Consider the following 11,456-nt stretch of genomic DNA (forward strand, 5'->3'; position numbering starts at 1 on the left):
GGTGGCGGATTATATCACAAATTGATCAGTTGTAAAGCAATAAAAAATAAAATTAAGCCATTAATTTCATTTTCATTATTACTACAATCCCACAGATCATAGCGAAAACTAACCGCTCTTTATTATTTCGACTGTTCATTTAACTCAGCTACGAAACATGCTACTTTCGTACCATCTTTATGAATTTGTAATTGTGGTTGGACCTTTCTACAGTATTCCTGAGCAAAACGACAACGAGCATGAAATGCACAACCCAGTGGTGGATTCAATGGACTTGGCAATTCTCCTTCCAATTTTATACGTTCCCTGCGTGTATTTAAAGAAAGTCTTGGCGTAGCTGATAATAAAGCTTGAGTATAAGGATGTTTAGGATATTTAAATATTTGCTCTACTGTACCATATTCTACACATCGTCCCAAATACATCACCATTACTTCATCAGAAATATGTTCTACTACTGATAAGTCATGAGAAATAAACACATAAGAAAGTCCAAGTTCTTTTTGCAAATCCATCATTAAATTTAATACTTGGGCTCGTACTGATACATCTAAAGCAGATACAGGTTCATCAGCCACCATAATATCGGGGTTAAGCATTAACCCTCTAGCAATCGCAATGCGTTGGCGTTGTCCACCAGAAAACATGTGAGGATAACGATCATAAAATTCTGCTCGAAGCCCTACTTTTTCCATAATCTCTAGAACTTTTGCTTTACGTTCCGTCTTAGAAAGTGCGGTATTAATTAGCAAAGGTTCATCTAAAATCATACCTATTTTTTTACGTGGATTTAATGAAGCATAAGGATTTTGAAATACGATTTGGATTTTTTGTCGACGTAAATTTTGTGTTTCTTTATCGTTTTCTAAAAAATTTTGTCCATTAAAATAAAGCTCTCCATTTGTTGGGTGTTCAATCATTGTCAATAAACGTGCGAGAGTTGATTTTCCACAGCCTGATTCACCTACTACAGCAAGAGTTTTCCCTTTACTTAAGCAAAAAGAAACGCCATCTAACGCTTTTACTAATCTTTGAGAAGAAAATAATCCTTTTTTCACTGGATAATATTTTTTTAAATCAATTACTTCAAGTAACGGCTCTGTTTGTTCTAAGTTCTGATTAAGCATAGCTCGGTTCTCCTTGTGAATTTAATGGAGTATGGCATTTCACTCTCCCTTGTTCAAATGGGCGTAGCTCAGGCTCAACCTGACGGCAATGCTCAGTTGCATATGGGCAACGTGGATTTAATAAACAACCTTGAGGACGATCATATTTTCCAGGTACAACACCTGAAAGAGAATGTAATTGTGATTTTCCCTCTACAAATTCAGGTAAAGATCGCAATAAAGCTTGAGTATAAGGATGCTTTGGTAATTTAAAAATTTCTTCAGCGTTGCCCTCTTCCACAATCTGTCCCGCATACATCACAATAATACGATGTGCAGCTTCCGCTACTAAAGCTAAATCATGTGTAATTAAGATTAACGCCATATTTTCTTTTTTCTGTAAATCCAATAATAAATCTACAATCTGAGCTTGAATAGTAACATCAAGTGCGGTGGTCGGCTCATCTGCAATCAATAACTTTGGCTTACAGGCAATCGCCATAGCGATCATTATTCTTTGGCTCATTCCTCCCGAAAGCTGATGCGGATACACATCCAAACGAGATTCAGGATCAGGGATCCCTACCATTCGCAATAATTCTATCGTACGTTGACGACGCTCTTTCTTAGTTCCTCCTTGATGAACTTTCAAGACTTCCATAATTTGAAACCCAACGCTATAACATGGGTTTAAACTAGTCATCGGATCTTGGAATATCATCGAAATATCCGCACCTACTAATTTCTGCTTTTCTTTTTCATTAATAGATAGTAAATCAATATTTTCAAAAGAAAGTGCGGTAGCTTTTACTCTTCCTGGGTAATCAATCAATCCCATAATTGCCAAAGAACTTACTGATTTCCCAGAACCTGATTCGCCAACAATTCCGAGTACTTCACCTTTGTTAACTTCATAGCTAATACGATCTACTGCTTTGAACAATGTTTTTTCATCACCAAAGGACACTGAGAGATTACTTACTGTTAATAATGACATATTCTTTCCTTATTGTTTCAATTTTGGATCAAGAGCATCACGTAACCCATCACCCATCAAATTGAATGCAAGCACAGTAAATAAGATTGCCACGCCTGGAAAAGTGACTACCCACCAAGCTCGTTGCACAAATTGCAGTGCTTCTGCAAGCATTGCTCCCCATTCTGGCGTTGGTGGCTGTGCACCAATCCCCAAAAACCCTAAAGCTGCCATATCCAAAATAGCATTAGAAAATCCAAGTGTAGTTTGCACAATTAGTGGTGCAACACAATTTGGCAAAATAACAATAAACATTAAACGCAATGCTTTCGCTCCAGCAACACGAGAAGCTGTAACATAATCTCGATTAATTTCATTTAACACTGAAGCTCGAGTTAATCGTACATAACTAGGCAACGAAACTAAGGCAATAGCAAATGAAGCATTAAGTAAAGAGGGACCTAAAATTGCGACAATTGCTATTGCTAATAACAAACTTGGCATAGCTAGCATGATATCAATAATTCTCATAATTAGAATATCTACAACGCCACCTACATAACCAGCAACCAATCCCAGTGATACACCTAAAATAAAAGATAGCGATACTACTAACAAACCAATAAATAACGATAATCTAGCACCATGAATTAAACGAGACAAAATATCACGCCCAACGTCATCAGTACCTAAAATGAAATCCCAACTTCCTCCTTCTAACCAAGCAGGTGGCATTAATAAATAATCTCTGGCTTGTGCAATTGGATCATGTGGCGATACAAAATCAGCAAATACACTAACAAAAAATACTACAATAATATAAATCAGCCCTATTACTGCTCCTCTATTATGGCTAAAATGAAGCCAAAACTCTCGCAGTGGTGACTGCTGAATAGGAACATTAGTAGTAATTTCTGAATTATTAGTCATACATTTTCCCACTTATTTCTTATGACGAATACGTGGATTTAGCACGCCATACATCAAATCAACAAATAAATTCACTAAAATAATGATAGTTGCAATAATTAATACCGCTCCCTGCACCACAGGGTAATCTCTCGCTCGAATAGCTTCGATCACCCACTTCCCAATACCTGGCCATGCAAAAATAGTTTCAGTTAAAATCGCACCTGAAAGCATTTGTCCAACAATCAGACCAATCACTGTAACCACGGGAATTAATGCGTTTCGTAATGCGTGTACAATAATCACTCGAATTAGTGCAAGTCCTTTGGCTCTTGCGGTACGGATATAATCTTCCCCTAACACTTCTAGCATAGAAGAACGAGTCATCCTTGAAATAACCGCTAATGGCACCGTACCGAGTACAACTGACGGTAATACTAAATGTGAAACTGCGGATTTAAATGCACCATTTTCTTCTGAAAGCCAACTATCTATTAACATAAATCCCGTTATATCATCAATCCAAAACTCAGCTCCAATTCTTCCTGACACAGGTGTAATATCAAGCTGTACTGACATTACTAACATTAATAACAATCCCCACCAAAAGATCGGCATTGAATAGCCCGTCAGTGACACTGCCATGACTGTGTGGTCAAAAACAGATCCTCTTTTTACTGCTGCTAAAACCCCTATAGGAATTCCCACAATGATAGCGAATAAAATAGCAAAAACTGTCAATTCAATAGTAGCAGGGAAAAGCGATAGAAATTCATCCATCACGGGTATATTATTTTTAAAAGACTCCCCTAAATCCCCCTGAAAAATACCTTTTACGTACTTAGCATATTGAATATACAAAGGCTGATCTAAGCCTAATTGTTTTTTCATTTCTTCATGCATTTCAGGTGTTAAACCTCGCTCTCCCATTCTAATTTCAATAGGATCACCTGGTATCAAATGGATCAACGCGAAAGTGAGTACTGTAATACCAATAAAAGTCGGTATTACCATAAAAATTCGCTTAAAAAGAAATTGAAACATAAATTTTCTCTTAAAATAAAAATTTGTCGCAAATAATCCGAAAAAACCACCGCACTTTCAAATAATAATGCTGGCATATACACTAGTATTATCATTGTATAAGAAATGTTATTTATCGGCTAAATCAATATCTCATTTTTGATAGTCACTTTTTCCAATTCGGCATAACTAAGTTAAAAATGTTGATTCCTTAAAAAGAAGATAAAACAGGTTAGGCTAATAGGTCAACTTTTTTATCAAAGATATTTAAAACTCAAAACAAATTAATAACATTTATCCAATCATTTATTTCACTAATAAATTAATTTTTATTTAGATTACTAGATGTGTAAAATATAACAAAACAACAAGAAACATTTTCAATCTCTTAAATTACACAATTACTGGAAAATAAATGTCAATAATAGAAACTTTTGCTGATCACAAACGTAAAACAATTGAAACCGCAGAATTTACTGAAGATGGTCGTTATAAACGCAAAGTTCGTAGTTTTGTATTACGTACAGGACGACTAAGTAATTTTCAACGTGATATGATGAATGCTCACTGGAACTTCTACGGATTAGAATATCAAAGTCAGTTTTTTGATTTTCCAACTATTTATGGAAATCACAATCCCGTAATTTTAGAAATCGGTTTTGGCATGGGTAAATCGTTAGTAGAAATGGCAGAGCAAAATCCTGACAAAAATTATCTTGGCATTGAAGTGCATACGCCTGGTGTAGGAGCTTGTATTGCTTATGCAGTAGAAAAAAAAGTAAAAAATCTCCGTGTAATTTGTCATGATGCTACTGAGATTTTACGTGACTGTATTGAGACAGAAAGTCTTAGTGGCTTACAGTTATTCTTTCCTGATCCTTGGCATAAAGCTAAGCACCACAAACGCCGTATTGTACAACTACATTTTATAAATACGATAATGCAAAAATTAAAGTCTCAGGGCTTTATTCATATGGCAACAGATTGGCAAAATTATGCTGAACATATGCTAGAAATATTACAATGCACAATAGGTTTGCAGAATACTTCTATTAGTAATGACTACATTCCCCGCCCTGATTTTCGACCACTAACTAAATTTGAACAACGTGGACGTAATCTAGGGCATGGTGTGTGGGATCTCTATTTCATCAAAACTTCATAACTCTATAAGAAGGAAAATATTATGGCAATTAAACGTAACCAACGACAACGTAAAAAAATGCATCTTGCTGAATATCAAGAATTAGGTTTTTTAGTAAATTGGCAATTTGCAGATAACACACCCGTAGCTGAAATTGATGCTACCTTAGATCGCTTTATTGCAGAAGTAATTCGCCCCAACGGTTTAGCTTATGAGGGTAGTGGCTATCTACACTGGGAAGGGCTAGTTTGTTTAGAAAAAATTGGAAAATGTGATGAAAATCATCGCTCTTTAGTCAAAGATTGGCTAGAAAAAAATGGTTTACAGCATATCGAATTAAGCGAGTTATTTGATATTTGGTGGGACTACCCAACAAAATTAAATTAATTTTAATACTAAGTACAAGATAAAGTGCGGTAGATTTTGCTGCACTTTATAATATGTTGTACGTCGAATTTATCAAGACTATCTCTAATTAATAATAAAATTTAACTAGCTAAATAGGATTAGATAATTGAGAAGCACAAATAATAAAAATCTTGACGAAACAGGCTTTCAGGCGTAACATTCGCAACGATTTAGTAATAAGAGGACATTCACTTTGGACAGTCACAGTCGATACCAGTTGCAATTTATTTTCTAAATCCTGCCTTTTTACTTATCGGCGGGATCGCAGGTAAGTGTTATTACCTATTCAGGTATCTTTTGAACTCCTATAATTTATAGCAAATTTCACCGCACTTTTGTATGTTTCGTTGTTATAGGAATGTTGCGTTCAATGCGTTTGTGCCATTGTTTAAATGGAGATGCAAAATGATAAATGCTTTTACTCTATTAGAAAGTCGCTTAGTTCGCATTGATGAAACTAATGCTGAATTAAATTCGGCTATTTGGCTTGATTTAGTCGAGCCAACCACTGAAGAACGAGAAGTTTTACAAGATGGTTTGGGGCAAAATCTTGCTTCCTTTTTAGAATTAGAAGATATTGAAGCTTCTGCTCGTTTTTTTGAAGATGAAGACGGTTTACATTTGCACTCATTTTTTTACTGTGAAGATGAGGAAGATTACGCTGACCTCGCAAGTGTCGCTTTTACTATTCGTGGAGGACGTCTATTTACTTTACGAGATCGTGATCTACCAGCTTTTCGTTTATATCGTATGCGTTCTCGTAGCCAACGACTAGTAGAATGTAACGCTTACGAAGTCTTGTTGGATTTATTAGAAACTAAAATCGAACAATTAGCAGACGTAATAGAAAATGTGTACGCAGACTTAGAAAAATTAAGCCGTGTAATTTTAAATGGTACACAAGGAGAAGCATTTGACCAAGCTTTAGCAACGCTTACTGAGCAAGAAGATACAAGCTCTAAAGTGCGGTTATGTTTAATGGATACTCAGCGTGCTTTAAGTTTTTTAGTGCGAAAAACTCGTTTGCCAGCGAATCAGCTCGAACAAGCACGTGAAATTTTACGAGACATCGAGTCTTTGCAACCTCATAATGAATCTCTATTCCAAAAAGTTAATTTTCTAATGCAAGCTGCAATGGGCTTCATTAATATTGAGCAAAACCGTATTATTAAAATTTTCTCTGTTGTATCAGTCATTTTCTTACCGCCAACACTAGTTGCTTCTAATTACGGCATGAACTTCAGTAATATGCCTGAACTAGGATTTTCTTTTGGTTATCCTTTTGCCCTAGGACTAATGGCACTTGCAGCATTCGCACCTTACTGGTATTTTAAACGTAAAGGTTGGCTCTAATTTTAAAACTGATTTAAGGAAAAGTGATGGCTTTAAATTTAAATTCTATTCAATTTTTAATTCATACGTTAATTAATGTATATTGCTTTGTGTTAGTACTGCGTATTTGGTTTCAATTTAGTCGCATTGATTTTTATAATCCACTTTCACAAACGCTAGCAAAGCTAACTAATCCATTATTATTGCCTTTGCAAAAAATTATTCCTTCTTTTAAAAATATTAACTTAGCAGGAATTACATTACTATTTATTCTAGGGGTAATCAAATATCCACTCATTAACTTAATGGGCGACAAAATCATTGTAACCTATTGGAACACTTACCTCCTAGTTGGGATATTGCATTTTTGCCGTACGATTGGTGAAACCGTACTTTATGTAATTTTTGTTGGTGCGATTATAAGCTGGTTTAATCGAGGGCAATCTGTTTTGCAATTCACTTTATATCATTTAACGGAGCCACTTTTAAAGCCAATTAGAAACATTTTACCTAATACAGGAATGATCGATTTTTCACCAATGATTCTGGCTTTCATATTATTTTATCTAAATCGAGTTTGTTACGACTTATTCCCTGTCCTTTGGTCATTAGCATAATTTAACTTCTTATTAACGGGGAATTTTAAACATTTATGCAATCCAATGAAAAACTAAATTCAATGGAATCACAAAAACCGATAGAAAAGCAGGGTAATAATTTAAAATTACGAGTTTTTCTACAACCTAAAGCTAGCCGTGATGAAATCGTTGGATTGCATAATGATGAATTAAAGATTGCAATTACAGCTCCACCATCAGAAGGACAGGCTAATGCACACTTGATTAAGTTTTTAAGCAAAACTTTTAAAGTAGCTAAAAGTGCGGTCATTTTGAAAAAAGGCGAGCTTAATCGACATAAACAATTATTAATATTAGACCCTAAACAATTACCGAGTAAAATTAAAGACTTTATTAAATAAATTAATCTGTTAAATTTAACTCAAAAATATTTTTTTGTGGATTACGACGAAAACCTTCATGTTCTAACAAGGGCTGGTACTCACTTAATTGTTCAGTAACTAACCATGTAGATTGAGTATAACGGACAAACTCTTTTGCTTTTGCTAAAAGTTCAGCGTAAATTTCATTTTTATCTTTGATTTCTCGCACAAAAATATCTGCTAATTGCCAATAACGCTGCAAACGCAGTGATGAAATACGTGGATAAAGTTGCACAAAACCAACCGCACTTTTATTGCTATCAACAGCAATAAAAAAGATGCTTTCACTAAAACGAATACGATTACTTAAAAAAGCAAAAGTGCGGTCAGGATTCTGCATCATTCCCTGTGCTACACGATACTCTTCAAAAATTGGCAGTAAATTTTCAAGATTCCATTGTTCTGCTTTAAAAATATTCATAACTAGTTCTGCTCATTTTTTGTTAGTTTTATACAGTAGATTGTAACTTTTAAAATAAAAATAATCATCAAAAAATTTAGTCAAAAGAAAAGGAAAAATTGCCGAAAAATAATAAAATTGGTATATTATCTCCAGTTTTATTTACTTTATTTGGGAGAAAAATTATGGCACGCATTCCCCTAGTCATGGGAAACTGGAAATTAAATGGTAGCAAAGCATTTTGTGACAGCTTAATTTCAGAATTAAAAACTGCATTAGTTGATGTAAAAGGTTGTAATGTAGCAATTGCACCACCTGTGATGTACTTAGCCCAAGCTGAAAATTTACTTACTGATAGTAAGATCGCACTAGGTGCACAAAATGTTGATGTAAACGTGCAAGGTGCATTTACAGGTGATATTTCACCCGTAATGTTAAAAGAATTTGGTGCAAAATACATTATTATTGGGCATTCTGAACGCCGCACTTATCACAAAGAAAGCAATGAATTTATTGCTAAAAAATTCCAGCTTTTAAAAGATGCAGGATTAACGCCTGTGCTATGCATAGGAGAGACTGAAGCTGAAAATGAAGCAGGCAAAACTGAAGAAGTTTGTGCCAGACAAATTGATGCTGTGATCAATACATTAGGTGTAGAAGCTTTCAATAATGCGGTTATCGCTTATGAGCCAATTTGGGCAATTGGTACAGGAAAATCAGCAACACCAGCACAAGCACAAGCAGTCCATGCTTTTATTCGTCAGCATATTGCAAAAAAATCTTCTACAGTAGCAGAACAAGTTATCATTCAGTATGGTGGCTCAGTTAATGATGCAAATGCTGCAGAATTATTCACTCAACCAGATATTGACGGTGCATTAGTTGGTGGGGCATCATTAAAAGCTGCTGCTTTTGCTACTATTGTTAAGGCTGCTGAAAAGGCAAAAGCTTAGTAGCTTATAAAAAACTATTTATATTTAATATAGTTAGTTTCTATAGGTTCATATTAATCTGTAAGTCAAATCAGTAATTCTGATGTTTTCTGTAATAAAGTGCGGTAAAATAATCGCACTTTTTCGTCTTAATCGGTTGAATGAAATGTGGCGTTTTCTTTATACTGTTCTAATGTACTTGATACAGCCCTTTGTATTGTTATTTATGCTGCTACGCAGTATAAAATCACCCAATTATCGAAAACGCCTTCCTGAACGCTATGGAATTTATCATAAATTAACCGCACTTCAACCAAATGGCATCATTATTCATGCTGCTTCTGTTGGCGAGGTTATTGCTGCTACATCATTGATCAAAAAGATCCAGCAAAATTATCCACATCTACCAATTACAGTTACAACCGTAACACCAACAGGATCAGAGCGAGTTAAATCTGCTTTTGGAGACAGCGTTTTTCATGTTTATTTGCCTTACGATTTGCCTTATTCTATTCAAAAATTGATACAATTCGTACAACCAAAACTATGTATCGTGATAGAAACCGAAATTTGGCCAAATCTTATTCATCAACTTTACTTACGCCAAACGCCTTTCATTATTGCTAATGCAAGATTGTCTGCTCGTTCTAGTCAACGCTATGCTCTAGTGAAAAATATAATACAGCCAATACTACAAGAAATTACTCTTATTGCACCACAAGATAAGATCAGCGAGAAACGTTATTTACAACTAGGCTACAATTCACTCAAACTAAAATTAACAGGCAATATTAAATTTGATTTAGTCATTAAAAATAAATTATTAGCCGATATTAATGAACTGAAACTCAGTTTAGGGAAACGACCTATTTGGATAGCTGCAAGTACTCATGAAGGTGAGGAGGAAATTATTCTACAAAGTCACCGCTCTTTGTTACAACAATTTCCCAATCTCTTACTAATCTTAGTGCCTCGTCATCCTGAAAGATTTTCGTTTGTAGAAAATTTGGCTAAAAATCAAAAGCTTAATTATGTGCTACGTAGTCAAAATATTACTCCGCAAGCGGATACGCAGATCTTGATTGGGGATACTATGGGAGAATTGATGTTATTATATGGCGTATCTGATGTCGCTTTTGTCGGGGGTAGTCTAGTAAAACATGGTGGGCATAATCCTCTTGAACCTGCATCATTTAAATTACCTATTATTAGTGGAAAACACACCTTTAATTTTCCTGAAATTTTCGGAAAACTCTGTGATGTACGTGGTGTGATACAAATTGCCAGCGACAGCGAAACTCTAGCGAGAACAGTGAAAATTTTTCTAAACTCTCCTTCACTTCGCTATCAATATGGTAATGCGAGTCATAAAGTATTAACTGAAAATCGTGGTGCTTTACAACGCTTATTTAACCTTTTAAAACCATTTTTAGAGAAATAACAATGAAAACTGCTATCTATCCAGGAACATTTGATCCAATTACTAATGGACATTTAGATATTATTGAGAGAAGTGCAATATTGTTTGATAAAATTATTGTAGCTGTAGCAGAAAATCCAACTAAAAAACCGCTCTTCTGTCTAAAAGAACGAGTAGAATTAGTAGAGAATGCTACTTTACACTTATCAAATGTAAAAGTAATCGGTTTTTCTGATCTACTCGCTAATGTGATTAAGCAAAATAATATTGATGCCATAATTCGTGGAGTACGAGATAGCACAGATTTTGAATATGAACGCCAACTAGCAAGTTTAAACCGTGTTCTCACTAATGGCGTTGAAAGCCTCTTCTTTCCACCCAAGGAAGAATGGAGTTATCTCAGTTCAACTATCGTACGAGAAGTGCATCTTCACAGTGGAGATGTTAGTCATTGGGTACCCAATGTAGTGCTAAATGCACTAAAACAAAAATAACTTTACAGGCAAGATAACTTTTTTTCTACTGAACTAACTTTATCTTGCATATTTACATTTCTATCTCGTCTATCATCAATTTTAATAACTGAATAAACTCTTTTTACACCAGTATTGAAAATAGTTTCTTGAATTTCCCTCGTAGCTTTCAGTAAAAGATCAATATCTCCTTGCATCACCGTCCCCATAGCATTTAATTCAAATTCAATATTATGGTGCTGTAATACTTGTATTGCCTTAGCAATATAGTCACTTACTGATGTATTATCTGTACCAATTGGGATCACACAGAGTTCTAATACTGCCATTTTC

The 11,456-nt window shown here is 34.8% G+C and carries 14 protein-coding genes; 8 read left to right on the forward strand and 6 right to left on the reverse strand.

The window, feature by feature from the left end; translation table 11 throughout:
- Positions 1–122: 122 nt before the first annotated feature.
- From ACFQ02_RS06905 to ACFQ02_RS06920, 4 genes are read right to left on the reverse strand one after another with little or no spacing between them, the layout of a single operon-like run.
- Complete coding sequence (locus ACFQ02_RS06905) at positions 123–1,127, reverse strand: peptide ABC transporter ATP-binding protein (protein ID WP_380820940.1); 1,005 nt, start codon at positions 1,125–1,127, stop codon at positions 123–125.
- The gene (gene dppD / locus ACFQ02_RS06910; RefSeq protein ID WP_380820943.1) at positions 1,120–2,103 is read right to left on the reverse strand and encodes a dipeptide ABC transporter ATP-binding protein; all 984 of its coding nucleotides are present in this window, start codon (positions 2,101–2,103) and stop codon (positions 1,120–1,122) included. The genes ACFQ02_RS06905 and dppD overlap by 8 nt, the downstream gene beginning before the upstream one ends.
- Before the next feature lie 9 nt (positions 2,104–2,112).
- A complete protein-coding gene (gene dppC, locus ACFQ02_RS06915) occupies positions 2,113–3,012 on the reverse strand; it encodes a dipeptide ABC transporter permease DppC (RefSeq protein WP_380820946.1) in 900 nt (299 codons plus the stop codon).
- A gap of 12 nt (positions 3,013–3,024) precedes the next feature.
- Entirely contained in the window at positions 3,025–4,035 is a 1,011-nt protein-coding gene (locus ACFQ02_RS06920) for an ABC transporter permease subunit (protein WP_380820949.1), read from the reverse strand.
- Positions 4,036–4,429: 394 nt separating this feature from the next.
- On the opposite strand from ACFQ02_RS06920, the gene trmB reads away from it, so the two are divergent.
- From trmB to yggU, 5 genes are all read left to right on the forward strand, one after another.
- Entirely contained in the window at positions 4,430–5,179 is a 750-nt protein-coding gene (trmB, locus tag ACFQ02_RS06925; RefSeq protein ID WP_380820951.1) for a tRNA (guanosine(46)-N7)-methyltransferase TrmB, read from the forward strand.
- Between the two features lie 21 nt (positions 5,180–5,200).
- Entirely contained in the window at positions 5,201–5,545 is a 345-nt protein-coding gene (locus ACFQ02_RS06930) for a YggL family protein (RefSeq protein ID WP_380820953.1), read from the forward strand.
- Between the two features lie 426 nt (positions 5,546–5,971).
- Positions 5,972–6,919: a magnesium/cobalt transporter CorA gene (gene corA, locus ACFQ02_RS06935; RefSeq protein WP_380820955.1), complete on the forward strand. Its 948-nt coding sequence runs from the start codon at positions 5,972–5,974 to the stop codon at positions 6,917–6,919.
- A gap of 26 nt (positions 6,920–6,945) precedes the next feature.
- Positions 6,946–7,515, forward strand: coding sequence for a YggT family protein (locus tag ACFQ02_RS06940; protein ID WP_380820956.1), 570 nt, complete (start codon positions 6,946–6,948; stop codon positions 7,513–7,515).
- Between the two features lie 62 nt (positions 7,516–7,577).
- Positions 7,578–7,877 carry a DUF167 family protein YggU gene (yggU, locus tag ACFQ02_RS06945; RefSeq protein ID WP_380821033.1) on the forward strand — a complete coding sequence of 100 codons (300 nt, stop codon included), beginning with the start codon at positions 7,578–7,580 and terminating at the stop codon, positions 7,875–7,877.
- Between the two features lies 1 nt (position 7,878).
- On the opposite strand, the gene ACFQ02_RS06950 is transcribed toward yggU, so the two are convergent.
- Entirely contained in the window at positions 7,879–8,319 is a 441-nt protein-coding gene (locus ACFQ02_RS06950) for a GNAT family N-acetyltransferase (RefSeq protein ID WP_380820957.1), read from the reverse strand.
- Between the two features lie 164 nt (positions 8,320–8,483).
- Here ACFQ02_RS06950 and tpiA point away from each other — a divergent pair, with 164 nt between their 5' ends.
- The 3 genes from tpiA to coaD all read left to right on the forward strand — a co-directional run bounded on the left by tpiA (position 8,484) and on the right by coaD (position 11,144).
- A complete protein-coding gene (gene tpiA / locus ACFQ02_RS06955) occupies positions 8,484–9,251 on the forward strand; it encodes a triose-phosphate isomerase (protein WP_380821036.1) in 768 nt (255 codons plus the stop codon).
- Between the two features lie 145 nt (positions 9,252–9,396).
- Positions 9,397–10,671, forward strand: a complete 1,275-nt coding sequence (gene waaA, locus ACFQ02_RS06960) for a lipid IV(A) 3-deoxy-D-manno-octulosonic acid transferase (protein ID WP_380821039.1) — start codon at positions 9,397–9,399, stop codon at positions 10,669–10,671.
- Between the two features lie 2 nt (positions 10,672–10,673).
- Positions 10,674–11,144, forward strand: coding sequence for a pantetheine-phosphate adenylyltransferase (coaD, locus tag ACFQ02_RS06965; RefSeq protein WP_380820960.1), 471 nt, complete (start codon positions 10,674–10,676; stop codon positions 11,142–11,144).
- 2 nt (positions 11,145–11,146) lie between these two features.
- On the opposite strand, the gene ACFQ02_RS06970 is transcribed toward coaD, so the two are convergent.
- On the reverse strand, positions 11,147–11,452 hold the full coding sequence (locus ACFQ02_RS06970) for an MTH1187 family thiamine-binding protein (RefSeq protein WP_380820964.1): 306 nt from the start codon (positions 11,450–11,452) through the stop codon (positions 11,147–11,149).
- Positions 11,453–11,456: the final 4 nt, after the last annotated feature.

Origin of the sequence: Seminibacterium arietis, assembly GCF_042675725.1 — a bacterium.
Taxonomy (GTDB): Bacteria; Pseudomonadota; Gammaproteobacteria; order Enterobacterales; family Pasteurellaceae; genus Seminibacterium; species Seminibacterium arietis.